This window comes from Mycetocola sp. Y719, from assembly GCF_056713205.1.
On sequence record NZ_JBWYGY010000002.1, the window covers coordinates 675,258 to 699,814 of the forward strand.

Consider the following 24,557-nt stretch of genomic DNA (forward strand, 5'->3'; position numbering starts at 1 on the left):
CTCAGCCTTTCAGTCCACCGGACAGCAGATCCAGGCGCCAGAACCGCTGCAGGAACAGCATGAGCAGCACGAGAGGGACGATGGAGATCGCCGCACCCGTGATGGCCAGGCCGTAGAGCGCCGGAGTGCCCGAGCCCTTCGACAGCAGCGTGTACAGGCCGACGGTGAGCGGATAGCTCTCCTGGTTGGACAGCATGACGTACGGCAGGAGGAAGTTGTTCCAGATGCCGACGAACTGCAGCATGAAGACGGTGACCATCCCAGGCACCATCATCGGCAGCGCCATCGAGCGGAAGATCCGCCACTCGCTCGCCCCGTCGATGCGGGAGGCCTCCATGATGTCGGACGGGATGGCCGACGCCGCGTAGACGCGGGAGAGATAGATGCCGAACGGGCTGATGATCAGCGGCAGCAGCACGGAGAGGTATCCGCCCGCCAGTCCGAGCTGCGAGAGCAGCAGGTATTGAGGGATGGCCAGGGTGATGCCGGGGATGAGCACGCCACCGAGGATGGTGAAGAAGATGAGATTCCTGCCCCTGAATTCGTACTTCGCGAGGGCGTAGCCGGCCATCGCCGATACGAGGGTCGACAGCACGCCGCCGACACCCGCGTAGAGGAGGGAGTTGAGTGCCCACATCCCGTACTGTCCTCCGCCGTAGCTGAAGAGCGCGGAGAGGTTCTCCCACAGACCGGTACCCGGAACGAAGGAGAACGTCGTGAACAGCTCGCTGCGCGATTTCGTCATCGCGGAGAACACCCATGCGACGGGGACGAGGCAGTATGCGGCGCCGATGAGGAGGATGATCGTCGGGATCAGGCGCGCCCTGAGCGACGGCCGGGAACCGGGGGCGGATGGGGCGCGCAGAGACGACCGTGGCGCACGGGCGATGGCGGTCATGAGACGGCTCCTGTCGATTTGCGGTTGGTGAGCCAGAGAACAAGGGCGGAGACGATGACCGTTCCGACGGCGAGCACGACCGAGAGGGCGGCGGCACCAGGCAGGTCATCGGTGATGAAGGCCATCTTGTAGATGGTCATCAGCGGCACCCAGGACTGGCTGATCTCGTTGGTCATCGGCTTGAGCGTCATCGGCTCCGAATACAGCTGGAGTGCACCGATGAGGGAGAAGATCCCGGTGAGGACGAGGGCCGGGACGACGAGCGGCACCTTGATGCGCAATGCGATCTGCCACTCGTTCGCGCCGTCGATCCGCGCGGCCTCGTAGATCTCGGTCGGGATGCCGCGGAGTGCCGTGTAGATGATGATCATGTTGAAGCCGACACCACCCCAGACCGCGATGTTGGCGATGGATCCGAAGATCGCCGGGTCGTCGAGGAACGGGATCGTGCCCCAGCCGAGTGCGTTCGTGATGTACGAGAACGGGCTCGTCCCCGGCAGGTACATGAATCCCCAGAGCAGGGCGGCCACGACGCCGGGGACCGCGTACGGGATGAAGATCGCGATGCGGGAGAAGCGCTTGGCCTTCACCGTCTGCACGTCGAGAAGCAGTGCGAAGAGCAGGGCGAGGCCGAGAGTCAGCGGCACCGAGATGATGCCGTAGACCGCAAGGCGTCCGAATCCTGCACCGAGTTCAGGATCGGTGAGGACGGCGATGTAGTTCTCGAGTCCGGCGAACACCTGCACGCGGGTGCCGAGGATCCCACCGCCCTCGAGTTTGTAGGTCTGGAAGCTCAGGTAGGCCGCATAGACGATCGGCACGAGCATGAAGACCACGAACAGCGCGAGGGCGGGCGCCAGGAAGACGTATGGCGCGATCGTCCGTCGTCTCCTGCGCCTCGGCTGCTGCTGGCGCACGCCGGTGACCGGCGGCCTGGTGGCGAGTGATGTAGACACGTGCTGTCCTTTCTTCGTGCCCCCAGGCATCCGCCCGTCGAGAGGGCGAGCGGATGCCTGGCGGCGGAAGCGCGACGGGTCGCGTTACTTGTTGGAGACCGTGAATCCGGCCTTGACCATGTCCTTGACGACGACGTCCTGAACGGCGATGAACGCGTCACGCCACGGCGTGCCGTCGGCGATGGCCTTGTTCAGCAGGTCGGTGAAGGTGCTCTCGGCGACGTTGACGTTCGGTCCCCAGGTGACGGGGATGGTGTCGGACGAGATCTCGGCGGCCAGGTCGTAGTAGTCGGTCTGCTGCGGCATGAGCGCGGGTGGTTCGCTCGAGGTGGCGTCTTCCTGGCCGGAGATGGCGGCCGGGTAGCCGTTCTGGACGGTCAGCACCAGGTTGGCGCCCTCTTCGCTGGCGTTCAGCCAGGTCGCGAACTTCGCGGCCTCTTCGGGGTGCTCGGAGTTCTTGGTCACGATGACGCTCGATCCGCCCTGGTAGGCGACGGCCTTTTCGCCCGCCTCCCACTGTGGCAGGGGGGCCATCGACCACTTGCCGATCGTGTCGGGGGCGACGCCCTCGATCACACCCGGCGACCAGAGCGCAGACGGCCAGGAGAGGACCTGCCCGCTGTTCGCCTTGGCGTTCCACTCGGGAGTGAGGAGCGGGTCGGTGTTGACGAGATCCTCGGCGACGAGCTTCTCGAAGAAGTCAGCGACGGCCAGCGATTCCTCGTCGGCGATTCCGACTGTCCAGGTGTCGTCCTTGATCGACCACCATTCCGAGCCCGCCTGCGTGGCCACTCCGGCGTAGAAGCCGAACTCGCCGGCGGGGAGGGACGCGAGGTAGGCGTTCGGGTCGGCAGCACGGACGGCCTTCGCGGCGTCGGCGAATTCCTGCCAGGTGGTCGGAACAGGGATGCCCCATTCGGCGAGCTTGTCCGAACGGTAGAGGAACGACATCGGTCCGACATCCTGCGGCATCCCGAAGATGTGGCCGTCGAAGGTGACCTGTTCCCAGGTGCCCTCCGTGTACGCATCCTTGGCGTCGGTGACGAGCTCGGTGATGTCGAGCGGCACATCGGCGACGATGAGCGACGGCAACGTCGTGTACTCGACGGCGGCGAGGTCGGGCGCATTCCCTGCCCTGCTAGCGGTGAGCAGCTTCGCGGACGAGTCTTTTCCTCCACCGGCGTCGGTGTACTTGACCTGGATGTCGGGGTTCTCCTCGTTCCAGACGTCGACGAGCTCCTGGGTGTTGGGTGCCCACGACCAGAAGTCGAGGGTGACGTCGCCGCCGTCGGACGAACCGGCGGCCCCGGAGCATCCGCTGAGCAGCAGGGCGCTGACGCCGATGGCGGCGATTCCGGCGAGGGGGATCCTTCGTTTCTTCATGAGTGCTACTTCCTTGTAGAGGCAGGCGGGCCTGCTGAGTGGTGTTCGAAACGTTTCGATAGTCGGGACAGAGAACGACGTAACGGCGAGGGGGCGGTTACGTCGGGAGGGCCGTCGACCCGAGGTCGACATACGACGGCTCGATGAGCTCGACGTGCGGATCGACGTCGCCGGCCAGCTGCGCCATGGTGAGCTCGATGGCCCTGGTGCAGGAGAGGTCGGCAGGAAGCGGGATGACGTCGAGGGGCGGGTTGAAATGAGAGGTATCGAAGCTGGAGCAGGCCGAGATGATCGAGAGGCCCTGCGGTACGCGGATGCCGCGGTGCCGAAGCAGTTCGAGCAGGGCGGTCTGGACGGATTCGTTGGAGTTGAGGACGAGGGCGGTCATCCCAGGGATCGCGGACACGAGGTCGTCGAAGGCGCGCGCGACGCTCACGGCGTCTTCGTCAGACGGCACGAACCCGACTCGCAGTCCCCTGCGCTCCGCTTCGGCCAGGAAGCCGCTGCGGAATCGCGCGGGGAAGTTCGAGCCGCGCTCGTAGACCATGGGGGTCTGTCCGAGCAGTCCGATCGCCAGGTGACCCTGCTCGGCAAGCCGTCGGACGCTCAGTGCCCCTGCCGCCTCGAAGTCGAGGTCGACACAGGTGAGCCCTGTGGTGTCTGCGGGGATTCCGACCAGAGCGGCGGGGAGCCCCAGCTCGCGGACGAGGTCGGTCCGCACGTCGACCGTTGACACGTCGAGCAGGATGATGCCGTCGACGAGTGAACTCCGCGCGACACGACGCAGGCCGCTCGTCGCCTCGTCCTGGGTGAGCAGGAGCACGTCGTAGTCGTATTTGCGAGCCGCGGTGGCCACGGAGAGCACGAAGGTCATGTGGGCAGGCGCATAGGTGCCGGAGTGGAGAGGGGCGCTCAGGGCGAGGATGTTCGTGCGCGTGCCCTTGAGCATCCGCGCACCGGCGTTCGGGCGGTAGTCGAGCTTGAGGACGGCGTCGTCGATGCGGCGGCGCGTGGACTCGGCGATCGACCGTTTGCCGCTGAGCGCGTACGAGACCGTGGAGATGGACACACCGGCGACGCGTGCGACGTCGTGGATGTTGGCCATCTGAGAACTCCATTGTCTAAACGTTTCGACTGATGCTTCTCAGGAGCATAAGACACCGATCCGGCAGGCGCAAGTCATTTGTGGATTGCGCCGACATATCTCCGATCGACCTCGCTAGGGTGGTCAGAGATTTTCCGTCTCCCGAGCGAAAGCGCCTCCATGTACGTCGACATGCCCGAATCCCAGCTCCCCGATTACCGCAGCAGCCAGACCGAACCCGAGGATTTCGATGCGTTCTGGGAGGCGAACATCGCCGCCGCCCGCGCCGCGGCATCCGCTGTCGTCATCGAACCGGTCGACTCGGGACTCACGACCATCGACGTCTTCGACGTGACGTTCTCGGGCTGGGACGGGCAGAAGGTGAAGGCGTGGCTGCGTGTGCCGAAGGGCGCGACCGGGCCGTTGCCCGCCGTCGTTCAGTACATCGGATACGGCGGCGGACGCGGGCATCACCTCGAGAACCTGCTCTGGGCGTCGTCCGGGTTCGTGAGCTTCCAGATGGACACCCGCGGCCAGGGGAGCGTCTGGTCGCGCGGCGACACCCCGGACCCGGTGGGCTCGGGGCCGCAGGGCCCTGGCGTGATGACGAGGGGGATCGAGGACAGGGAGACGTACTACTACCGGCGCCTGTTCGCCGACGCCGTCCGCGCCATCGACACCGTGCGCGACCTTCCGATGGTCGACCCCGCGCGCGTTTCCGTGTTCGGCCAGAGCCAGGGCGGAGGGATCGCGGTCGCAGTGGCCGGCCTCGTGCCCGACCTTGCCGCCGTCGCGCCGTGCGTTCCGTTCCTCTGCGACTTCCCCCGCGCAACGGTGATCACCGACGCCTACCCGTACAAGGAGATCCGCGACTTCCTCGCCGTCCACCGCGACAAGGTCGACACCGTCGCGGCCGTGCTGCCCTACTTCGACGGCGTGAACTTCGCCAGGCGCGCGCACGCGCCCGCCCTGTTCTCCGCGAGCCAGATGGATGCCACCTGCCCGCCGTCCACGATCTTCGGCGCGTACAACGTCTACGCCGGCGAGAAGTCGATGTCGCTCTGGCAGTACAACGGGCACGAAGGAGGCGGCATCATCGACGAGCAGCGGGCGATCGCCTTCTTCCGCGAGGTCGACGCCGGCCGCGCGGACCACAGTTCCTGAAATTGTGGTGTGAGGGGTAGCCAGGCCGCGCGCCTCGTGTAATATGTTTTAACAACCAACAAATCATCAACGACGCTGAATCGGAGCACGACCCATGTCACTGACCCCCACCCGCGAAGACAAGTTCTCGTTCGGGCTCTGGACCATCGGCTACAACGGAGCCGACCCCTTCGGCGGCCCGACCCGCGCTCCCCTCGATGTGGTGCACGGCGTCGAGAAGATCTCCGAGCTCGGGGCATACGGTCTCACCTTCCACGACGACGACCTCTTCGCCTTCGGCTCCACCGACGCCGAGCGCCAGAAGCAGATCGACCGCCTCAAGCAGGCCCTCGCAGACACCGGCATCATCGTGCCGATGGTCACCACCAACCTGTTCAGCGCCCCGGTCTTCAAGGACGGCGGATTCACCTCCAACGACCGCGACGTCCGCCGCTTCGCTCTCCGCAAGGTCATGCGCAACGTCGACCTCGCCGCCGAGCTCGGCGCCAAGACCTTCGTCATGTGGGGCGGCCGCGAGGGTGCTGAGTACGACGCTGCCAAAGACATCCGCGGCGCACTCGAACGCTACCGCGAGGCCGTCAACCTGCTCGGCGACTACGTCACCGACAAGGGTTACGACATCCGCTTCGCGATCGAACCCAAGCCCAACGAGCCGCGCGGCGACATCCTGCTGCCGACCCTCGGACACGCGATCGCCTTCATCCACACCCTCGAGCGCCCCGAACTCGTCGGAGTGAACCCCGAGGTCGGCCACGAGCAGATGGCCGGGCTCAACTTCACCGCCGGCATCGCCCAGGCCCTGGACGCAGGCAAGCTCTTCCACATCGACCTCAACGGGCAGCGTGGCATCAAGTACGACCAGGACCTCGTTTTCGGTCACGGCGACCTGCAGAACGCGTTCTCACTCGTCGACCTGCTCGAAAACGGCGGACCGAACGGCGGACCGGCATACGACGGCCCCCGCCACTTCGACTACAAGCCGAGCCGCACAGAAGACGAGACCGGTGTCTGGGAGTCCGCAGCGGCGAACATGCGCACCTACCTCCTGCTCAAGGAGCGCGCAGCAGCGTTCCGCGCCGACCCCGAGGTGCAGGAAGCCCTCGCCGCCTCGCGCGTCGACGAGCTCAGCACCCCGACCCTCGGCGCTGGGGAAAGCTACGACGACTTCCTCGCCGACACCTCGGCGTACGAGAACTTCGACGCTGACGCCTACTTCAACGGCAAGGGCTTCGGGTTCGTCCGTCTTCAGCAGCTGGCTCTCGAGCACCTGCTGAACGCGCGATAGACCCCATCACACCGGGCGTGGGCCCTGACGGATTGGCGAGCACCATCCGTCGGGGCCTGCGTTCTTCACCGTTCGACCCCGAAGGGCCCCATGACACTCGTCGCCGGCATCGATTCATCGACCCAGAGCTGCAAGATCGTCGTCACGGATGCCGACACCGGCGCGATCGTGCGCCAGGGCCGCGCGTCGCATCCGGCAGGCACCGAGGTTCCACCGTCAGCCTGGTGGGATGCCCTCACCTCGGCAATCGCCGAGGCAGGCGGCCTCGATGACGTCGCGGCGATCTCTGTCGGCGGACAGCAGCACGGAATGGTTGTGCTCGATGCCGACGGTCGCGTCATCCGCGACGCGCTGCTCTGGAACGACACCAGGAGCGCTCAGGCCGCACGTGACCTCATCGCCGAAGTCGGCGCGGACGAATACGCCCAGGCCATCGGGGTCGTGCCCGTCGCCTCGTTCACGGCGTCCAAACTCCGCTGGCTGCGCGATGTCGAACCGGACAACGCCGTCAGGGTCGCCGCCGTCGCACTCCCCCACGACTGGCTGACCTGGCGCCTGCGTGGCTTCGGCCCCGCGGACGAATCCGAGCTCGGCCCTGTGCTCGAAGAGCTCACAACCGACCGGTCGGACGCCTCAGGAACCGCGTACTGGTCCGCCGTCACCGGCGAGTACGACCTCGCACTCTTCGAGCGTGCCCTCGGCCACTCGGCGGTCCTCCCCCGCGTTCTCGGTCCAGGAGATCAGGCGGGCGTCACTCCCGGTGGCACGCTCGTCGGGCCTGGCGCGGGCGACAACGCCGGCGCCGCCCTCGGTCTGGGCGCTGCGGCCGGTGACGTCGTCCTCTCCATCGGAACGAGCGGCACCGTCTTCGCCGTCACCGAGACTCCGGCGACGGATGCCACAGGCACCGTCGCCGGGTTCGCCGACGCATCCGGCCTGTTCCTCCCGCTCATCGCCACCCTCAACGCGGCACGCATCCTCGACTCGATCGCTGCGCTTCTCGGCGTCAGTCACGACGAACTCGGCACACTCGCCCTCTCAGCAGAACCCGGTGCCGACGGCCTCGTCCTGCAGCCGTACTTCGAGGGCGAGCGCACCCCGAACCTTCCGGATGCCACGGCGACCCTCTTCGGCATGACCCTCGGGTCGACCACTCGCGAGAACCTCGCGAGGGCCGCGATCGAGGGGCTGCTCTGCGGCCTCGCCGACGGTCTCGAGGCCGTTCGCGCGCAGGGTGTCGAGGCGCAGCGCATCCTCATCGTGGGCGGTGCAGCCCAGAACCCCGCCGTTCAGCAGATCGCCGCCCAGGTCTTCGACGTGCCCGTCGTCATCCCCACCCCCGGTGAATACGTCGCCGCTGGTGCCGCGGCTCAGGCCGCGTGGATCCTCACCGGTGAGCGCCCGGACTGGCCGCTGTCGATCGTCGCCGAGCCCGCTGTCGACTTCCGGTCGATCATCCGCGAGCAGTACCGGGCGCACCGCGCCTGAGTGCCCGGCCCGAGCGTCGAGACTGCAGTAGTGGCGCTTCACTGAGCGCTTTTCGAGCCACTACTGCGCTCTCGATGCCGTCACGGACGGGCGGGTGAGCTGGGCGCGCTTGACCCCGGCTCGGTAGCCGAGGCTCGCGGCGAGAATGAGAAGCCCTGCCAGCGCGATGACCAGTCCGATGAAGAAGGGCTCCAGCCAGAACGGCGGACCGTCGAAGAGGATCGTCGCGGCGAGCGGCGCGTAGCCGAGGTGTCCGATCGCGATGGGCGCCAGGCCCGATCCGAGCACCGAGACGACGACTCCGATCAGGACGAGTCCCCCGGCCCAGATCAGCGCCGCATTGCGGCGAATCCAGCCCGCGCGCTCGAGGGGAGCAGCGGCATCCGGTGTCTCAGTCATGGCCACACCCTACCGATGTCGAGAGTGCAGTAGTGGCGCTTCCCTACGTGTTTTTCGCGCCACTACTGCACTGTCGATTCCGTGCGAGAAACTACTTCATCGTCCCCTGGCTGACCGAACCCTGCAGCTGACGCTGGAAGATCACGTACGCGATGAGCACGGGCACGATGGTGATGACCACGGCCGCGAAGAGCGCCCCGAAGTCGACGGCGTACCCGGCAGACGACGCGAACGACGCCATGCCCTGCGAGAGCACGTAGTTGTTCTTGTCGGTGTTCAACGCCACCGGCAGGAGGAACTGGTTCCACAGGCCGAGGAAGTTGAAGATGGCGACGGATGCCATTCCCGGTTTCGCCATCGGCAGCATCACCTGGAAGAACGTGCGCCATTCGCCTGCACCGTCGATGGCCGCTGCTTCGGCGATCTCATCTGGAAGCCCCTTGAAGAAGGAGTACAGGAAGAACACCGTGAACGGCAGAGCGAACGCGACGTAGGTGAGGATCAGCCCCGGCAGCGTGTTCAGCAGTCCGATGTTGCGGAGGACGAAGAACAACGGCACGATCGCGAGGAACACCGGGAAGGTGAGCCCAGCGAGCATCAGGTAATAGATCGCGCGGCTGCCGAAGAACTTGTAGCGGGCGAGCACGTAGGCACACATCGCCCCGAGCACCATCACGATGACGAGCGCGAACCCGACGACGATGACGGTGTTGAGGAAGTAGTTGCCGATGCCCTCCTGCGTCCACGCCGAGACGTAGTTGTTGAAGTTCCAGTCCGCCGGCAGCGAGAACGGTGACGCGAAGATCTCCTTCGTCGTCTTGAAACTCGTCATCAGCGTCCACAGGAGCGGAAGGATGACGATGATCGACCAGATGACAAGGGCGGTGTGCGAGAGCGCACCGACGGCCTTGTCGCCTGGCGTGTTCTTCGGTTTGCGGGTGAAGACGGGCGGTTTGCGGTCGCCGGTGGCTCCGCGGGTTGTGATCGCTTCAGTGGTCATGCTCGGCTCTCCTCGTCCTTGCCGCCGGTGATGCGGTTCACGGCGAACACGATCGCAGCGAAGATCAGCGTGACGATGGCGAGGACGACGCCCATGGCGCTTGCCTGGCCGAACTCACCCTTGTTGAATGCCGTCCTGAACAGCTGCTGGCTCATCACGAGGGTGGAGTTGTTCGGTCCACCGCCCGGGTTGAGCGCCTGCATGTAGACGAAGGCGTCGAGCGCCATGATCCCGAGGTAGATGTACGCGGTCTGGATGTTGTCCCTGATCAGCGGGATGGTGATCGAGAACGCGGTCCTGGCACGTCCGGCACCGTCGATGCGCGCTGCCTCGTATGTCTCCGCCGGAACGCCCTTGATCGCGGCGACGAACAGCACCATGTAGAAGCCGACGAAGCCCCAGACGATGACGAAGATGGTGGCACCCATCGCCGTCCGTTCGTCACCCAGCCAGGGGAACGACTCGAACATGTCGAGACCGATCAATCCCAGGAGGCCGTTGAGCAGCCCGGCGGGGTTGTAGATCTGGCCCCACAGGATGCCGGTGACGATCGCGGGGATGACGTACGGGAAGAACGAGACGACCCGGTAGAAGCTGGAATTGCGAAGTCCGCGGATCGGACCATGGCTCGGTCCGCCCACGGTCACCAGGGTGGCGAGGGCGAGCGCGAGAACGATCGTGATGAACGGGACGAGGACAGCAAGCAGGACGTTGTTCCACAGGGCCGTCATGAAGATGTCGTCGTTGAACAGCCGGACATAGTTCTCGAGACCGATGACCTGCATCTCGGGGCTGAAGCCCGACCAGTCCGTCAGCGAGTAGAAGACGGCCTGGGCGAACGGCCAGATCACGAAGATCAGGAAGATGGCAAGCGGCAGCCCGAGGAAGACCACCATGAACGTCACGTAGTCGAATGTGGGTTTGCGCTTCCGCGGCCGGGCAGCCTTCTGGCTGCCCGGCTTCGTGTTGGCGAGTGCGGTATCGATCACTTGATCTCGATCTTGTTGACCGAGTCGTCGTCCCTCACCTTGTCGGTGATGGCCTGGAGGCCTGCGGTGAGCGCGGCGACGTCGGATTTACCTTCGAGGAAGGTGTTCCAGAGCACGAGCTGGTCGGGGTTCATGCCGTACAGGTCGACGAAGCCCCAGGTGAAGATGTTCTCACCGGCGGCATCGAGCATGTCGGTCTGCGACACGAGAGCCGTGGACCCGAAACCGTCGGCGGGCACGAGTCCCTTGACGATGGTCGGGGCGAGCTTCGTCTTGGCGAAGTTCGTCGCGGCTTCCTTCGACAGCATCGTGCGGAGCAGCTCCTTGCCACCGGCGACGTTCTTGCCCTGCGAGGGGACGATGAACGGCTCGCCTGCTGTGGAGTGCAGCGCCTCAGGGGGCATTGCCGAACCGGACGAGACGACCGGAGCAGCGAAGCCCTTCATGGCGAAGCCCTCGGCCGTGTTGTCCTTCATCTCGTTCTCGATCCAGGAACCAGACGGGTAGAGGAGCGCGTCCATGTCGTTGCTCCACTGTGCCTGTGCGGCCGTGAACTGGGTACCGGAACCACCCGGCTTCATGTAGCCGGCCGCGATGACCTCGTGCATGGCGTCGAAGACGCTCTGCACGGCGGGGAGCGACCAGCAGCCCTCCTCCAGGTTCTCCAGGGCGAGACGGACCTCGTCGCCGCCTTCCTTGATCGCCGACTCGATGGCGAGGGTCTGGTAGTAGGTCGCGGCTTCCTTACCGAAGACGAAGAGGTACTTGCCCTTCTCCTTCGCCTTTGCGCCGAGCTCGAGTGCCTCTGCCCACGTCGTCGGCGGGGTCCAGCCATTCTCCTCGAACAGGCTCGACGAGTACCAGACGCCGTACACGGTCAGCACGTAGTTGAGCGCGGCGAGCTTGCCATCGAATGTGCCCGGCTTCAGAACTCCGCCGTACAGGGTGTCGGCGATCTTCTCACCCTCGAGGTTCTCGGCCTCGATGATGTCGGAGAGGTCCTCGAGCTGTTCGAGGATCGTGTTGAAGCCGATCGAGCCCGCACCGGAGTTGTCGATGAGGTCAGGCGGGTTACCGCCGACGAAACGCGGCTGCAGTTCCTGCGAGATCTGGGTCGACGAAGCGACCTTCGCGGTGACGCCGTCGTGGTTCTTCTCAAGGATCTTGGCCGCGTACTCGACGTAGTCGACGCCGTAGCCGCCGTCGAAGATGACCGAGTCGACCGTCGAGTCAGCTGCGAGGCCGAACGGGTTCTTCGCTGAAACCGTTCCGCCCGGTGCGGTGGTCGACGGTCCGCCGGTGGCACAGGAGGCGAGGGTGCTGCCGAGAGGAATGAGCACCGCGGCAGCGATCGCGCCGCGGAGGACGTTCCTTCGGTCCATCTCGAGGTTGGTGATGTTCATCATTGTTGTGTGTACCTTCCGTGTGGGGGTGGAACTCTGTGTGGGATACGGGTGGTGCTGGGTGGGTTAAGGGCTCGGGGTCATGCGGTGCGCCTGATGCGGTCGCGGTAGAGATTTTCCAGTGCGGTGTTGTGTTCATCTCCCCCCGGGATGTTCGCCGAGATGTACAGAGGGGGAACGGCCCCCGCCTCTGAGATCCGGCGGGACACCTCGATGGTGAGAAGCTGTGCGATAAATGCGGATGTGATCGAGGAGATCGCACCCACTCCGATGTCACCGGGGAGCGACAGGGTGGTGTCTCCGAACGGGGCGCGGTTGTCGATCACCACGTCGGCGATCTCGCTGAGGCGCTTGCCGCTCGGGTGCTTCGGTTCGACCGCGTTGGTGTGTTCGATGCTCGTCACGGCGATGACCTTGTGGCCGAGCTCCTTCGCTTTCAGAGCCACCCCGACGATCGAACCATTGACGCCGGAGTTCGACGCGATGATGAAGATGTCGGCGTCGTTGATCAGTGACACGGTGAAGAGTTCGTCGACGACGGAAGGATCGCGCTCGAGGCTCGAGCCGCCGAGCACGGACACATCGCGACTGCCGTGCAGGACGATGTCGCGCAGGGCGAGGTTGTTCGTCGGGATGAGTCCACCCGCGCGGCCGGCGATCTCCATGGCGAACGCCTGGGAGTGGCCGGTTCCGAAAGCCTGAACGACCCCGCCAGCGTCGAGCGACGCGACGATGAGATCGATCGCGTCGTCATAGCCGCCCGTGGCGGCCATCTCGGCGATCGCTTCGAGGCGACGGGTCGCCTGGTCGAGGAATTCGGGGACGAGGTCAGACATTGGCGGGACTCCCTGGGGTGATGTCGCGTTCGCGCGGCCGACGAACGGTGCGCACGTGCGCTGGGCGGCGGTGCTCGGAGACAGCCATCGCCGATGCGGCGAGTTTCGTGGCGATCTCGGTGAAGTTCAGTTGGGCGACGAGGAGGTAGAGAAGATCCAGGACGAACAGTTGTGAATGCTTGGCGGACAGGTCGTCCGGCTGGAGGTACAGCTCGGGGGCGGCGGTGATGACGGTGACATCGGCGACCTCGGCAAGTGGCGAGTCGGCGCTGTTGCTCAGTGCGATGGTGAAGGCACCTGAAGACTTCGCCTGGGAGAGCATCTGGATCGTCTCCTCGGTGCGCCCCGTGTTGGAGATGCCGATCGCGACGGCTCCTTTGCCGAGGATCGCCGCGCTCGTCAGGCCGCCATGCACTTCGCCCCAGCAGTGTGCATTGATGCCGATCCGGTAGAGACGACTCTGCATCTCTGCGGCCATCCCGGCGCTTCCGCCGATGCCGTAGATGTCGAGGTGTTCACTTTCGCTGATCGCGGTCGCGATGTCGGCGACGAGGTCGAGGTCGATGAGTTCGGCGGTCGACTGCAGTGACCGGATGTGCGAGTTGAGCAGTGTGCTGAGCACGCCGCGAGGCGCGTCGTCGGGGTCGAATCCGCGACCGATGTCTTCCCGCCAGGACTGGTGGGCGTCCCCGCGTCCGACATCGCTGGCCACTCCCACCCGGAACTGGACGTAACCGCTGTAGCCGATCAGCCGGCAGAACCGTGTGACGGTCGCTGCCGACGTCCCCGCCTTCTCCGCCAGCTCAGTGATCGAGAGCTCGAGAGGGGCGGCGGGATTCTCGAGAAGAAGCTCGGCGATTTTCACCATGACGCTCGACATCTGTGGCAGGTTTGCCTGAATGCGATTGGATACACGAACGCCACCCTCTGAGGTACTCATCGTTGACTGCGTCGTCATTGGCTGAAAATCCGTTTCACTGGTTTGAAGCTTTGTTGAAAACTATTCTTAGAACCTCACGTGGTCAATGACGCCTTTGTTAAGAATTGGTAACGATGACCCCTGTCCTGTTTCGAACGGATGACAATGCCCGCTTTTCTCGCTGTGGACGCCGGTGGCACGAGCACCCGTGCCGTCCTCGTCGCCGCTGACGGCACCTGCCTGGGTTACGGAACGGCCGGCGGCGGCAATCCGATCTCCTCCGGAACCGAGCGGGCGGCATCCGCCGTCGTTGGTGCCATCTCGACGGCCACGGCGGTGGCGCAGCTGTCCCCTCAGGACATCGGCTCGGGGATCCTCGCGATGGCCGGGTCCGGCGTCTCTCCCGAGACCGACTGGGTGACCAGCGCCCTGGCCGATGCCGGATTCTCTGGTTCGGTCGAGCTGCGCTCTGACCTGCTCGCGACGTTCTTCTCCGGCACATACGAGCCGGAGGGCTACGCGCTCGTCGGGGGGACGGGGGCTGCGGGCATCCGGGTGCGCGGCGGCATCGTCGACCGCGCGGCCGACGGTCTGGGTTGGTTGCTAGGCGATGTCGGATCCGGGTTCTGGATCGGGCACCGCGTCGTGCGGGATGCCGTGGCCGCCCTGGACGGCAGGTCGGGCCCGACGGCTCTCACCGGACTTCTGCTGGATGCCCTCGGCCTGGAATCGGATGCCGGCATCGATGCGGACGGTCGCCCTGGTGTCCTCCGGCTCGTCACCGACGCCGTCTACCGGCTCCGCCCGGTCGAACTGTCGCGGTTCGCGCCGCTCGCCTTCCAGGCGACCGGTGATGAGGCCGCGCGGTCGATCCTCGGCGAAGCGGCTGAAGCGCTCGCCCGGCTGTTCGGAGCGGTCGCGGATCCCGAACTCACCGGTCCCCTGGTTCTCGGCGGGAGCATCCTCGCGCAGAAGAGCGTCGTGGCCGAGGCCGTCGCGACTGCCGCAACGGCGTCCGGGCTCGTGTCAGAGACGAGGCAGGTGCCCGACGGAGTGATCGGCGCTGCCGTGCTCACCCTGCAGACGGCGGGAGTCGACGTCGACGCCGCCGTCTTCGACCGCATCAGGACGTCGCTGGGTGGGTTGCGCTGACCGGGGCGGGTGGGCGACGGAGACTATCCCCACCGACCCCGGTCGTCATACGCTGGATCACATGACGACGCGATCGGCGGCCATCCGCGCGGGGCTCTGCTCCGTCACATTCCGCGAGCTTGCTGTGGACGACGTGATCGCGCAGGCAGGCACGGTCGGACTCGACGCCATCGAGTGGGGCACAGACGTCCACGTCCCCATCGACGACCTCGATGGGGCGAGCCGCACAGGCGACCTGACCCGCGACGCGGGACTTGCTGTGGCCTCCCTGGGCTCGTACTTCCGGTGCACGCCGAGCGAGGACATCGACGACCTCCTCGCTGCGGCATCCGCCATCGGCGCTCCTCGCGTCCGTGTCTGGGCGGGGCGGGCGGGATCGGCGAGCGTGTCGCCCGCCGAGCGGGCGGAGACAACGGCCATCCTCCGCGAGAGTGCCCTGCGTGCCGAGGATTACGGCGTCGAACTCGCCGTCGAGTTTCACGGCGGCACCCTGACAGACACCGGCGACTCGGCCAGACGCCTCCTGGAGGAGGTCGCGTCTGACAACGTCAGCTCATACTGGCAGCCGAGCAAGGGTCTCACCGACGCGGCCGCCTTCGCCGAACTCGAGGCCGTCACCCCCTGGGTGTCCGCCGTGCACGTGTTCTCGTGGTGGCCGGACTCCGAACGGCTGCCTCTCGACGGGCGCTCAGAACTCTGGCAGCGGGTGCTGCCGTTCCTGCAGACGCTTCCCCGCGTGACCGACGCGTTGCTCGAATTCGTTCCGGACGACGACCCCGCCCTCCTGGCGAGCGAGGCCAGGACGCTTCGGCACTGGCTCGACTGAAACGCACCGTCGGACCGCATCCCTCAATTTTGTCGTGTCACGCAACGAATTACTGCACGTGGCCGCTGCGCACGGCTAGCATCGAAGGACGGCTGACTGGCCAGTACCCGCAAAGGAGCACCCCGCCAATGGCAAACGAACGCAACGCACTCATCGTCCGAGGCGGATGGGAGGGCCACGCTCCCGTCGCGGCGACCGACCTCTTCATCCCGTATCTCGAGGCCAATGGCTTCACCGTGCGCGTCGAGGACTCGACGGCCGTGTACGCGGATGCCGACGCCATGGCATCCATGGATCTCATCGTCCAGTGCGTGACGATGTCCACCATCGAGAAACCGGAACTCGCCGGGCTGATCGCCGCGGTGCGTGCCGGTACCGGTCTTGCGGGCTGGCACGGCGGGATCGCCGACTCCTTCCGCTCATCGAGCGACTACCTCCAGTTCGTCGGTGGACAGTTCGCCAACCACCCCGGCAAGCCGGAGGGTGAACCGGTCGTCGGTGACGAGACCGACAATTTCGTCCCGTACGCGGTGGAACTGACCGACCTCGGCCGGCGGCATCCGATCACCGAAGGCATCGCCGATTTCGACCTGGTGACCGAGCAGTACTGGGTTCTCTCCGACGAGCTCAACGACGTGCTCGCGACGACGACGCAGAAGGTGCGCCCTGGCGACCCCTGGCATCGTGAGGTCACATCGCCTGCCGTGTGGACACGGCAGTGGGGCGATGGGCGGATCTTCGTGGCGACACCGGGGCACTCCGTCGCCGTGCTGCAGGATGAGAACGTCCGCACGATCATCGAAAGGGGACTCCTGTGGGCCAGCCGCTGAACCTCGGGATCATCGGGGTCGGAGCCATTTCGGCCCAGTACCTCGCCAACCTCCCGAAACTGCCGCAACTGAAACTCGTGGCTGTGGCAGACCTCGACATCTCCCGCGCGGAAGCCGTCGCCGCCGAGCACGGCGTGCGGGCGTGTTCGGTCGACGAGCTCCTCGCCGACCCTGCCGTCGACACCGTCCTCAACCTGACCATTCCGGCAGCGCACGCGCCGATCGCGCTGAGGGCCATCGCCGCCGGGAAGAACGTCTACGGCGAGAAACCCCTCGCCGTCACCACCGCGGAAGCACGGGAGGTGCTGGACGCCGCGACGCAGGCGGGCGTCCTCGTCGGCTGTGCGCCTGACACCGTGCTCGGCACCGGCATCCAGACCGCCAGGCAGGCGATCGACGACGGGCTCATCGGCACTCCCGTCGCTGCGACGGCGACCATGGTCACTCCTGGACACGAGCGGTGGCATCCGAATCCCGACTTCTACTACTCCCCAGGCGGCGGTCCGCTGCTCGACATGGGGCCGTATTACGTCTCGGCGCTCGTCACGATGCTCGGCCCCGTCGACCGCGTCGTCGGTGTCGCCAGCCACCTGCGCGACAGCCGCGTGATCGGGGCAGGTCCCAGGGCAGGCGAGAGCGTCCCTGTGTCGATCGACACGCACGTCACCGGCATCCTCACCCATGAGTCCGGCGCGATCTCGACCCTGCTGATGAGCTTCGACGCGGTCAAGACCCTCGCGGCACCGATCGAGGTCCACGGGGATGCCGGCAGCCTCGCGGTGCCCGACCCCAACACCTTCGACGGGACGGTGAGGCATTTCCCCCTCGGTGCCGACGACTGGGCAGAGCTTCCCGTGAGCGGCGGATACCGCGACAGCGGCAGGGGTTTCGGGCTCGCGGACCTCGCAGACACCCCGGCAGGGTCCGAGCCGCGCGCCGGTGGACGGCTCGCTTTCCACGTCCTCGACATCCTCGAATCGGTGCTGCGGTCAGCGGACTCCGGGCACGAAGAGCGCGTCGACAGCACCGTCGAGCGACCAGCGGCCGTGCCGCTGAGCGCCGGGTAGCGCCGACGCGGGTCACGTCCCTGTTGCGGACGTACTCACCTGTTACGGACGTACTCACCTGGTACGCGGGGTGAGCACGTCCGGTACAGGTGAGTAGGCCGCGGACTCCACTCGCGACCGCACCGCGAACGACCTGCGAAGCCCCCCTATCGGCCCGACCGGTCGAGGGCTACCATGCTGCGCATGAGGGCACGACTGGTGTTGGCAGGCGCCGCGGTGGCGGTAGCCCTTTCGGGCTGTGCGCCGACAGGAACAGGGCCGAGCCCGAGCGCGACGGACGAGCCGTCGGCGACACCGAGCCCATCGGCGACCCCGACCGCCGAGCCCCTGACGATCGTCGATTGCGAGGTTCTGCTGCCGATCGAGGACGCACGGGCGTTGTTCTCCGATGCGACGGAATTCCTCGGCGAACGGCCGCCGACGGAATCCGGCGGGTGGTTCCCCCTCGACGAGATCGACAGCACGCTCGCGGCGTCGACCCAGGCGAGAGCGTGCTCGTGGGGCGTGCCGAACTCCGACGGCGTCTTCACGATCCACGCGGTCGAAGTGACCGAGGAGCAGCGCAGCAGCCTGGAGGCGGCGCTCACCGCTGCGGGCTTCTCGACCGAGACCACCGGGACGGTCACGACGTTCGAGATGACCGGCGAGAACGAGGTCTCCACGATTGCGGCGACCCACCTGTTCACGGGCGACCTGTGGATCATGGTCAACTCCAACGACCTCAGCACGACGGGTCCTGCCGCGACCTCAGCGCTCGACGCGATGCGCGCTGCGAACCCGACGCTCGGGTTGTGAGCCGCGCAGCCATCGCCTTCAGCGCACTCACCATTTCCGGACCCACTCACCTCGCGTGACGGGTGAGTACGTCCGGAACACGTGAGCAGATCGCGCGCGCGAGCGCGGGCTAGCCTGCAGGAGGCGCGTCGACCGCCCGCGCGAGCTGTGCCCCCGCCTCACGCAGCCAGTGCACCGTGTCTGTCATGGCGGCCTCGGCGCTTCCGGCGAGGTCTGTCAACGACACCGCGTGCGCGAACCCGTCAGGCTCGGCCGTGATCGCGCCTGCCACGAGCAGCGGCGACGCCCCGGTCTGCTCGGCCAGCGACCGGACGTATGACGGCACCTTTCCGGCATCCGACTGCCCGTCGAAGCGTCCCTCCCCCGTGATCACGATCGTCGCGGATGCCACGGTCTCCGGCGCGTGCATCACCTCACCGACCGCTTCTGCCCCCGCGGCGACCGTCGCGCCCCAGGCCAGGAGCGCGAACCCGGTTCCACCGGCTGCGCCCGCTCCCGGCGTCGAGGGGTCTCCACCCAGGACGGATGCGAGCCGCTCAAGCCCGGAGTCGAGCTCGGCGACCTGCGCCTCGTCTGCTCCCTTCTGCGGACCGAACACGGCGGCAGCGCCCAGCGGGCCGAGCAGCGGGTTCGTCACGTCGCTGAGGATCGTCGCGCCTCCGGCCGGGAGTGCACGGAGGTCGGCGGCATCGATCGCCGCGACGGTGGCGAGCCCGCGGCCTCCCGGCACGACCGGCTTCCCCGATGAGTCCGACAACACGGCGCCGAGCGCGGTCAGGGTGCCTGCTCCGCCGTCCGTCGACGAGCTTCCGCCGATCGCGAGGTAGAGCCGGTCGACGCCCGAGTCCACGGCCGCGGCGATCGCCTCGCCGAACCCGATGGTGTGCGCGTCGAGCGGCTGCAGCGGATCGAGCAGGGTGATGCCACTCGTCGTGGCCAGTTCGACGACCGCGGAGTTGTCCGGCAGGAGGATCCAGCTCGCGTCGACCGGTCGGCCATCGGGACCGGTCACAGTGACCGGCATCCGCCTCGCATCAGCCACCGCGAGCTCGAACGCGTCGAGCGTTCCCTCGCCGCCGTCGGCCAGCGGCATCCGGATCACGGTGTCACTCGGGCGGACCGACAACCAGCCCTCAGCGAGTGCTGCCGTCACCTCGCTCGCGGTCGCTGTGCCTTTGAAGGAGTCTGGCGCGATCGCCACTCTGAGGTCGGTCATGCCTTCAACAGTGCCAGAACCCGGCGCCGCGTGACGCCCAACAGGAGAATCCGGCGTGAACGAACGCTCAACACGAGCAGACAGCCGCTCCAGCAGCGGCTCTCCTGTCGAGCGGCAGCACCAGACACACCACGGCGAATCAGGCTCGCGGTGGCGCCGTCGACTCACGCACGACGAGCTCGGGAACGATGCGCGGAAGGTCGGCGGCCTGCTCGTCCTGAAGTACGGCAAGAAGCTCGGTCATGATGTCGCGACCGAGTCCGTCGAAGTCCTGCCGGATCGTGGTCAGCGGCGGCGCGAAGTGCTCGGCCTCCGGGATGTCGTCGAATCCGACGACGCTGACATTCTGCGGCACCCGCAGCCCACCCTGGGTGAGCGCATGGATGAGCCCGAGCGCCATCTGGTCGTTACCGGAGAACACGGCGGTCATCTCGCGGTCGCCGACGAGCGCCAGTCCGTGGCGGTGTCCGCTCGCCGGCGTCCAGTCGCCGACGAGGTGTTCACGCGCGACGAGACCGGATTCGGCGAGCGCGTCGCGCCAGCCGCGCACCCGCTCGGAGGCGTCCGTCGAATCGCGCGGCCCCGAGATGTGACGGATGTCGCGGTGCCCCAGCCCGATCAGGTGCTCGACGGCGGCACGCGCCCCCGCGTACTGGTCGAGCGCGACGCTGTGCACCCCCGGCCGTCTGCCAGCGTCGACGGCCACGAGCGGAACACCCAGTTCGATGCCGAGGATCGCGTCGAGCGCTCCGGCGTGAGCAGCGATGAGCACGATGGCCTCGACGTTCTGTCGCACGAGCAGCTCGACGGCGGATCGCAGCGAGGCCGGATCTGAGTCGAGCATGCTCGCCATGCTCACGGCGTACCGTGCATCGCGAGCCGCGTCGTTGAAGTGCAGCGCCGTGGACGACGGCCCGTAGTCCGGTCCGCCCGTCGTGATCAGCCCGATCGTGCGCGACCGCCGGGTGACGAGGGCACGGGCGGCCTGCGACGGCGTGTACCGGAGCTGCTTGATCGCCTTCTCGACGCGGTCCCTCGTGGCTGGCCGCACGTTCGGCAGGTCGTTGAGCACCCGGGAGACGGTCTGGTGGCTGACTCCGGCGAGCCGCGCGACATCGAAGATGTTGGCGACGCGCGCACGCTCGTCTTCGTTCGTCACCACCTCGGCCCACTCCTGCCCGGCGACTCGCGCCCCTGCATGCTCATTCGATTATCCCGCCTCACGGGCCTCACCCGGTGCGCCCGACAGCTCCGGCCACGTTTCCGGGCGGATGCCGCGGGTTACGTCCGTCTCGCCGTCAGCACCTTCTGCAGGATGATGAAGACGAGCAGCAGCGCGCCGATGAAGATGCGGGTCCACCATGAGGTGAGGTTGCCGTCGAAGGTGATGAGGGTCTGGATCGTGCCGAGCACGAGCACGCCGAGGACCGAGCCGAGGACGAAGCCGTACCCGCCGGTCAGCAGGGTGCCGCCGATCACGACGGCCGCGATGGCATCCAGTTCCGTTCCGATCGCCGTCAGTGCGTAGCCGGACAGCGTGTAGAAGCTGTACAGCACGCCGGCGAGGCCCGAGCAGAATCCGCTGATCACGTAGACGAGCACCTTGGTCCGCGCGATCGGGAGCCCCATCAGCACGCCGGACTGCTCGCTCCCGCCGATCGCATAGACCGTGCGACCGAGACGCGTGTAGTGGAGGACGTAGACCGCCACGGCGATGACGAGCACCGCGATGATCACGCTCGGCGTGATGCTCAGCCGGGGTGCCAGCGGGATCCGTGTCTGCGCGAGGGCGACGAACACCGGGTCGACGATCGAGATCGTCGTGTTGCTGATCACGTAGCAGAGCCCCCTTGCCAGGAACATGGCCGCGAGCGTCGCGATGAACGGCTGGATCTGGAAGTAGTGGATCATCAGCCCGACGAGCAACCCGAGGAAGGACGTGAGGATGAGCACCAGCGGGATGATCACCCCTGGAGACCATCCGGACTGCAGCAGGCTGGCCGTGATCATCGTCGACATCGCGAGCACGGCGCCGACCGAGAGGTCGATGCCTCCGGTGAGGATGACGAAGGTCATGCCGACGGCGAGCACGAGCAGGTAGGCGTTGTCGATGAAGAGGTTGGCGATCACCTGCGGGTTCGTGAACCCCCGGTAACGGAAGGCGCCGACCACAAACATCCCGACCAGCAGCACTGCTGTCACGATGACGGGCCCGTACTTCGGGTTGGTCAGAGCGTCTCGTATGCGGTCGAATGCCCGGACAGGCGTGGCGGGCCGCTGCGGGGACGGGGCGATGGCGGTCATGCGGAAACCTCCGAGATGCGGCGGGCCGCGTTGCGGCGATGCCAGGAGTCGATCAGTTCGGTGGTCCGCGGCGACTGGAGCAGGCAGACGGCGGTGACGACGGCCGCTTTGAACACCATGGTCGCGATCGGGGGGATCCCGACGGTGTAGACGGTCGTCACGAGCGTCTGGATGACGAGCGCACCGATCAGGGTCCCGAACAGCGAATACCGGCCGCCAGCGAGTGACGTTCCGCCGATGACCACGGCCAGAATGGCATCCAGTTCGATGAACAACCCGGTGTTGTTGGCGTCCGCTGCCGTCTGGTTGCTGGTCAGCACCAGGCCGGCGAGTGCGGCACAGAATGCCGTGAACACGTAGACGCTGATGAGCAGGCCACGCGACCGGACACCGGCGAGGCGGGATGCCTCCGGGTTGATTCCGACAGCCTCGATCATCAGTCCGAGCGCTGTGCGCCTCGTGATGAGCAGCGCGAAGAGGAAGAGGGCAGCTGCGATGAGCACTGAGACGGGCAGACCTCCGAAGAAGCCGGAGCCGAGCACTTTGAACGGCGGGCTGTTCACCGTGAGGATCTGCCCCTCCGTGATGAGCATGGCGACGCCCCGCCCCGCGGTCATCAGGATCAGCGTCGCGATGATCGGCTGGATGCCGAGGATCGAGACGAGGAAACCGTTCCAGAGGCCGAGCACGAGGGAGATGAGGATCGCGACGATCACGGCGACGGCGACGGTGCCTGGGCTACCAGGGTCCGATGAACCGAGAATGATCGAACAGGCCACCGCGCCGGAGATCGCGCAGATCGCGCCGACCGACAGGTCGATCCCGCGGGTGGCGATGACGAGGGTCATGCCGATGGCGATCATGAGGGTCGGTGAGCCGTTGCGCAGGATGTCGATGAGGCTGCCGAAGAGGTGCCCGTCGCGGACCTGGACGGAGAAGAACCCCGGGAACGCGATCAGGTTGATCAGCAGCAGCACGAGCAGCATCACGACCGGCCAGAACAACCGGTGTGCCATCAGTCGTCTCATGCGACCGCCTCCGTTTCAGCGCCTTCGGCGATGATCGCCAGCAGGTTGTCCGTGGTGAGATCGTCGTTCTCGATGTCGGCGACCATCCTGCGGTCGCGCATGACCGCGACCCGGTGGCTCAGCCGGAGAACCTCGTCGAGTTCGGCGGAGATGTAGACGACGCTCATCCCGTTCTCGGCGAGATTCGACACGAGCTTCTGGATCTCGGCTTTCGCCCCGACGTCGATGCCTCGTGTCGGCTCGTCGAGGATGAGGAGTCGCGGTGCGATGGCGAGCCAGCGCGCCAGGAGCACCTTCTGCTGGTTGCCTCCCGAGAGGTTTTTGAGGAGCGCGTCCGGGTTCGCTGGGCGGATGTTGAGGGCCTGGATGTAGCTCTCGGCGAGCTCGTTCTGCCGCTTCTTGGGGATCGGCCGGAACCAGCCGCGGTCTGCCTGCAGGGCAAGGGCGATGTTGTCGCGGACGGAGAGATCGTCGAGGATGCCTTCCTCCCTCCGGTTCTCGCTGGAGTACACGATGCGGTCTCGGATCGCCTGGCGCGGATTGCGGATGCGTCTGGTCGCCCCCGCGACGGTGAGCGTTCCGACATCCGCCCGGTCGACTCCGGCGAGGATGCGCGCAAGTTCGGTGCGACCGGAGCCGAGAAGCCCTGCGAGGCCGACGACCTCACCTTCGTACACCTCGAGGTCGATCGGCTCGATCGACCCTTTCCTGCCGAGGCCGATGGCGCTGATGTACGGCACGAGTGCGTCCTCGTCGACCGACTGCGCCTTCGTCTTGCGTTCGAGTGCCTCGAGGACGGTGAGTTCCTTGCCGATCATCTTCTGCACGAGTTCGATCCGAAGGATCTCGTCGGTCAGGTACTCGCCGACGAGCTTGCCGTTGCGCAGCACGGTGAGCCGGTCGGAGATCTCATAGACCTGGTCGAGGAAGTGGGAGACGAAGAGGATCGCGACTCCGTCCTTCTTGAGGTTCCTGATGATCCGGAACAGTTCCTGGACCTCGTCGGCGTCGAGGCTCGATGTCGGCTCGTCGAGGATGAGCACGCGGGCGTTGATGTCTGTGGCCCTGGCGATCGCGACGAGCTGCTGCACGGCGAGCGAGTGGGAGCCGAGCCGCGAGTTCGGGTCGATGTCGAGGTGGAGGCGCTTCAGTAGTTCGGCAGCACGCCTGCGGGTGGCTTTCCAGTCGATACCGCCCCACCTGCGGGGTTCGCGGCCGAGCATGATGTTCTCGGCCACGGTGAGGTTGGTGAGGAGGTTGACCTCCTGGTAGACGGTCGAGACGCCGGCGGCCTGCGCTTCGGCGGTACCGCTGAACGAGACGGATTCGCCGCCCAGCAGAATCACGCCGCTGTCGATCCGGTACACACCGGTCAACGCCTTGATCAGGGTCGATTTACCGGCCCCGTTCTCGCCCATCAGCGAATGGACTTCGCCGGGGAACATCCGGAAACTGACGTCGTCGAGGGCCTTCACCCCGGGGAAGCTGATCGAGATGTGCTCCATCGCGACGGCTGGCTGTGGTTCGGTCATGCT

23 protein-coding genes are annotated in these 24,557 nt (G+C 66.5%); 8 read left to right on the forward strand and 15 right to left on the reverse strand.

All coding sequences use genetic code 11. The features are described 5' to 3' along the window. Position 1: 1 nt before the first annotated feature. The 4 genes from AC1M0F_RS09485 to AC1M0F_RS09500 all read right to left on the reverse strand — a co-directional run bounded on the left by AC1M0F_RS09485 (position 2) and on the right by AC1M0F_RS09500 (position 4,342). Positions 2-898 (reverse strand): carbohydrate ABC transporter permease, encoded by an 897-nt coding sequence (locus tag AC1M0F_RS09485; protein ID WP_480237982.1) that lies wholly within the window; start codon positions 896-898, stop codon positions 2-4. Then, a complete protein-coding gene (locus AC1M0F_RS09490) occupies positions 895-1,854 on the reverse strand; it encodes a carbohydrate ABC transporter permease (protein WP_480237983.1) in 960 nt (319 codons plus the stop codon). Before AC1M0F_RS09490 ends, AC1M0F_RS09485 begins: the two co-directional genes overlap by 4 nt. An 84-nt stretch (positions 1,855-1,938) precedes the next feature. Further along, entirely contained in the window at positions 1,939-3,237 is a 1,299-nt protein-coding gene (locus AC1M0F_RS09495) for an ABC transporter substrate-binding protein (RefSeq protein WP_480237984.1), read from the reverse strand. Positions 3,238-3,334: 97 nt separating this feature from the next. Continuing rightward, positions 3,335-4,342: a LacI family DNA-binding transcriptional regulator gene (locus AC1M0F_RS09500; protein WP_480237985.1), complete on the reverse strand. Its 1,008-nt coding sequence runs from the start codon at positions 4,340-4,342 to the stop codon at positions 3,335-3,337. Between the two features lie 159 nt (positions 4,343-4,501). On the opposite strand from AC1M0F_RS09500, the gene AC1M0F_RS09505 reads away from it, so the two are divergent. From AC1M0F_RS09505 to xylB, 3 genes are all read left to right on the forward strand, one after another. After that, a complete protein-coding gene (locus AC1M0F_RS09505; RefSeq protein ID WP_480237986.1) occupies positions 4,502-5,485 on the forward strand; it encodes an acetylxylan esterase in 984 nt (327 codons plus the stop codon). Between the two features lie 94 nt (positions 5,486-5,579). Beyond that, a complete protein-coding gene (xylA, locus tag AC1M0F_RS09510) occupies positions 5,580-6,770 on the forward strand; it encodes a xylose isomerase (RefSeq protein WP_480237987.1) in 1,191 nt (396 codons plus the stop codon). Positions 6,771-6,860: 90 nt separating this feature from the next. Beyond that, positions 6,861-8,258, forward strand: a complete 1,398-nt coding sequence (xylB, locus tag AC1M0F_RS09515; RefSeq protein ID WP_480237988.1) for a xylulokinase — start codon at positions 6,861-6,863, stop codon at positions 8,256-8,258. Positions 8,259-8,318: 60 nt separating this feature from the next. Here xylB and AC1M0F_RS09520 read toward each other — a convergent pair whose 3' ends face one another. The 6 genes from AC1M0F_RS09520 to AC1M0F_RS09545 form a co-directional block, all read right to left on the reverse strand. After that, positions 8,319-8,657, reverse strand: coding sequence for a hypothetical protein (locus AC1M0F_RS09520; RefSeq protein WP_480237989.1), 339 nt, complete (start codon positions 8,655-8,657; stop codon positions 8,319-8,321). Positions 8,658-8,748: 91 nt separating this feature from the next. Beyond that, positions 8,749-9,657 carry a carbohydrate ABC transporter permease gene (locus AC1M0F_RS09525; protein ID WP_480237990.1) on the reverse strand — a complete coding sequence of 303 codons (909 nt, stop codon included), beginning with the start codon at positions 9,655-9,657 and terminating at the stop codon, positions 8,749-8,751. Then, on the reverse strand, positions 9,654-10,643 hold the full coding sequence (locus AC1M0F_RS09530; protein ID WP_480238443.1) for a carbohydrate ABC transporter permease: 990 nt from the start codon (positions 10,641-10,643) through the stop codon (positions 9,654-9,656). Before AC1M0F_RS09530 ends, AC1M0F_RS09525 begins: the two co-directional genes overlap by 4 nt. Next, entirely contained in the window at positions 10,643-12,049 is a 1,407-nt protein-coding gene (gene ngcE, locus AC1M0F_RS09535; protein ID WP_480238444.1) for an N-acetylglucosamine/diacetylchitobiose ABC transporter substrate-binding protein, read from the reverse strand. Before ngcE ends, AC1M0F_RS09530 begins: the two co-directional genes overlap by 1 nt. Positions 12,050-12,129: 80 nt before the next feature. Then, the gene (locus AC1M0F_RS09540; RefSeq protein ID WP_480237991.1) at positions 12,130-12,885 is read right to left on the reverse strand and encodes a sugar isomerase domain-containing protein; all 756 of its coding nucleotides are present in this window, start codon (positions 12,883-12,885) and stop codon (positions 12,130-12,132) included. Continuing rightward, the gene (locus AC1M0F_RS09545) at positions 12,878-13,843 is read right to left on the reverse strand and encodes a MurR/RpiR family transcriptional regulator (RefSeq protein ID WP_480237992.1); all 966 of its coding nucleotides are present in this window, start codon (positions 13,841-13,843) and stop codon (positions 12,878-12,880) included. Before AC1M0F_RS09545 ends, AC1M0F_RS09540 begins: the two co-directional genes overlap by 8 nt. A 126-nt stretch (positions 13,844-13,969) precedes the next feature. Here AC1M0F_RS09545 and AC1M0F_RS09550 point away from each other — a divergent pair, with 126 nt between their 5' ends. From AC1M0F_RS09550 to AC1M0F_RS09570, 5 genes are all read left to right on the forward strand, one after another. Next, the gene (locus AC1M0F_RS09550) at positions 13,970-14,956 is read left to right on the forward strand and encodes an N-acetylglucosamine kinase (RefSeq protein WP_480237993.1); all 987 of its coding nucleotides are present in this window, start codon (positions 13,970-13,972) and stop codon (positions 14,954-14,956) included. A gap of 61 nt (positions 14,957-15,017) precedes the next feature. After that, a complete protein-coding gene (locus AC1M0F_RS09555) occupies positions 15,018-15,782 on the forward strand; it encodes a sugar phosphate isomerase/epimerase family protein (protein ID WP_480237994.1) in 765 nt (254 codons plus the stop codon). 128 nt (positions 15,783-15,910) lie between these two features. Next, positions 15,911-16,612 carry a ThuA domain-containing protein gene (locus tag AC1M0F_RS09560; protein ID WP_480237995.1) on the forward strand — a complete coding sequence of 234 codons (702 nt, stop codon included), beginning with the start codon at positions 15,911-15,913 and terminating at the stop codon, positions 16,610-16,612. Continuing rightward, a complete protein-coding gene (locus tag AC1M0F_RS09565) occupies positions 16,597-17,679 on the forward strand; it encodes a Gfo/Idh/MocA family protein (protein ID WP_480237996.1) in 1,083 nt (360 codons plus the stop codon). Before AC1M0F_RS09560 ends, AC1M0F_RS09565 begins: the two co-directional genes overlap by 16 nt. 183 nt (positions 17,680-17,862) lie before the next feature. Continuing rightward, on the forward strand, positions 17,863-18,474 hold the full coding sequence (locus AC1M0F_RS09570) for a hypothetical protein (protein WP_480237997.1): 612 nt from the start codon (positions 17,863-17,865) through the stop codon (positions 18,472-18,474). A gap of 109 nt (positions 18,475-18,583) precedes the next feature. Here AC1M0F_RS09570 and AC1M0F_RS09575 read toward each other — a convergent pair whose 3' ends face one another. The 5 genes from AC1M0F_RS09575 to AC1M0F_RS09595 all read right to left on the reverse strand — a co-directional run bounded on the left by AC1M0F_RS09575 (position 18,584) and on the right by AC1M0F_RS09595 (position 24,554). After that, complete coding sequence (locus AC1M0F_RS09575; protein ID WP_480237998.1) at positions 18,584-19,690, reverse strand: glycerate kinase; 1,107 nt, start codon at positions 19,688-19,690, stop codon at positions 18,584-18,586. A 139-nt stretch (positions 19,691-19,829) separates the two neighbouring features. Beyond that, a complete protein-coding gene (locus tag AC1M0F_RS09580) occupies positions 19,830-20,852 on the reverse strand; it encodes a LacI family DNA-binding transcriptional regulator (protein ID WP_480237999.1) in 1,023 nt (340 codons plus the stop codon). Positions 20,853-20,971: 119 nt separating this feature from the next. Next, on the reverse strand, positions 20,972-21,994 hold the full coding sequence (yjfF, locus tag AC1M0F_RS09585; protein ID WP_480238000.1) for a galactofuranose ABC transporter, permease protein YjfF: 1,023 nt from the start codon (positions 21,992-21,994) through the stop codon (positions 20,972-20,974). Next, positions 21,991-23,022 (reverse strand): ABC transporter permease, encoded by a 1,032-nt coding sequence (locus AC1M0F_RS09590; RefSeq protein ID WP_480238001.1) that lies wholly within the window; start codon positions 23,020-23,022, stop codon positions 21,991-21,993. The genes yjfF and AC1M0F_RS09590 overlap by 4 nt, the downstream gene beginning before the upstream one ends. Next, entirely contained in the window at positions 23,019-24,554 is a 1,536-nt protein-coding gene (locus AC1M0F_RS09595; protein ID WP_480238002.1) for a sugar ABC transporter ATP-binding protein, read from the reverse strand. The genes AC1M0F_RS09590 and AC1M0F_RS09595 overlap by 4 nt, the downstream gene beginning before the upstream one ends. Between the last annotated feature and the right edge of the window lie 3 nt (positions 24,555-24,557).

Coding starts and splice junctions, on each gene's coding strand:
- AC1M0F_RS09525 (WP_480237990.1), bottom strand. CDS start 9,657: ATGACCACTGAAGCGATCACAACCCGCGGAGCCACCGGCGACCGCAAA.
- AC1M0F_RS09590 (WP_480238001.1), bottom strand. CDS start 23,022: ATGAGACGACTGATGGCACACCGGTTGTTCTGGCCGGTCGTGATGCTG.
- AC1M0F_RS09555 (WP_480237994.1), top strand. CDS start 15,018: ATGACGACGCGATCGGCGGCCATCCGCGCGGGGCTCTGCTCCGTCACA.
- AC1M0F_RS09570 (WP_480237997.1), top strand. CDS start 17,863: ATGAGGGCACGACTGGTGTTGGCAGGCGCCGCGGTGGCGGTAGCCCTT.
- AC1M0F_RS09550 (WP_480237993.1), top strand. CDS start 13,970: ATGCCCGCTTTTCTCGCTGTGGACGCCGGTGGCACGAGCACCCGTGCC.
- AC1M0F_RS09595 (WP_480238002.1), bottom strand. CDS start 24,554: ATGACCGAACCACAGCCAGCCGTCGCGATGGAGCACATCTCGATCAGC.
- AC1M0F_RS09560 (WP_480237995.1), top strand. CDS start 15,911: ATGGCAAACGAACGCAACGCACTCATCGTCCGAGGCGGATGGGAGGGC.
- AC1M0F_RS09485 (WP_480237982.1), bottom strand. CDS start 898: ATGACCGCCATCGCCCGTGCGCCACGGTCGTCTCTGCGCGCCCCATCC.
- AC1M0F_RS09540 (WP_480237991.1), bottom strand. CDS start 12,885: ATGTCTGACCTCGTCCCCGAATTCCTCGACCAGGCGACCCGTCGCCTC.
- xylB (WP_480237988.1), top strand. CDS start 6,861: ATGACACTCGTCGCCGGCATCGATTCATCGACCCAGAGCTGCAAGATC.
- xylA (WP_480237987.1), top strand. CDS start 5,580: ATGTCACTGACCCCCACCCGCGAAGACAAGTTCTCGTTCGGGCTCTGG.
- AC1M0F_RS09500 (WP_480237985.1), bottom strand. CDS start 4,342: ATGGCCAACATCCACGACGTCGCACGCGTCGCCGGTGTGTCCATCTCC.
- AC1M0F_RS09505 (WP_480237986.1), top strand. CDS start 4,502: ATGTACGTCGACATGCCCGAATCCCAGCTCCCCGATTACCGCAGCAGC.
- ngcE (WP_480238444.1), bottom strand. CDS start 12,049: ATGAACATCACCAACCTCGAGATGGACCGAAGGAACGTCCTCCGCGGC.
- AC1M0F_RS09575 (WP_480237998.1), bottom strand. CDS start 19,690: ATGACCGACCTCAGAGTGGCGATCGCGCCAGACTCCTTCAAAGGCACA.
- AC1M0F_RS09545 (WP_480237992.1), bottom strand. CDS start 13,843: ATGACGACGCAGTCAACGATGAGTACCTCAGAGGGTGGCGTTCGTGTA.
- AC1M0F_RS09495 (WP_480237984.1), bottom strand. CDS start 3,237: ATGAAGAAACGAAGGATCCCCCTCGCCGGAATCGCCGCCATCGGCGTC.
- AC1M0F_RS09520 (WP_480237989.1), bottom strand. CDS start 8,657: ATGACTGAGACACCGGATGCCGCTGCTCCCCTCGAGCGCGCGGGCTGG.
- yjfF (WP_480238000.1), bottom strand. CDS start 21,994: ATGACCGCCATCGCCCCGTCCCCGCAGCGGCCCGCCACGCCTGTCCGG.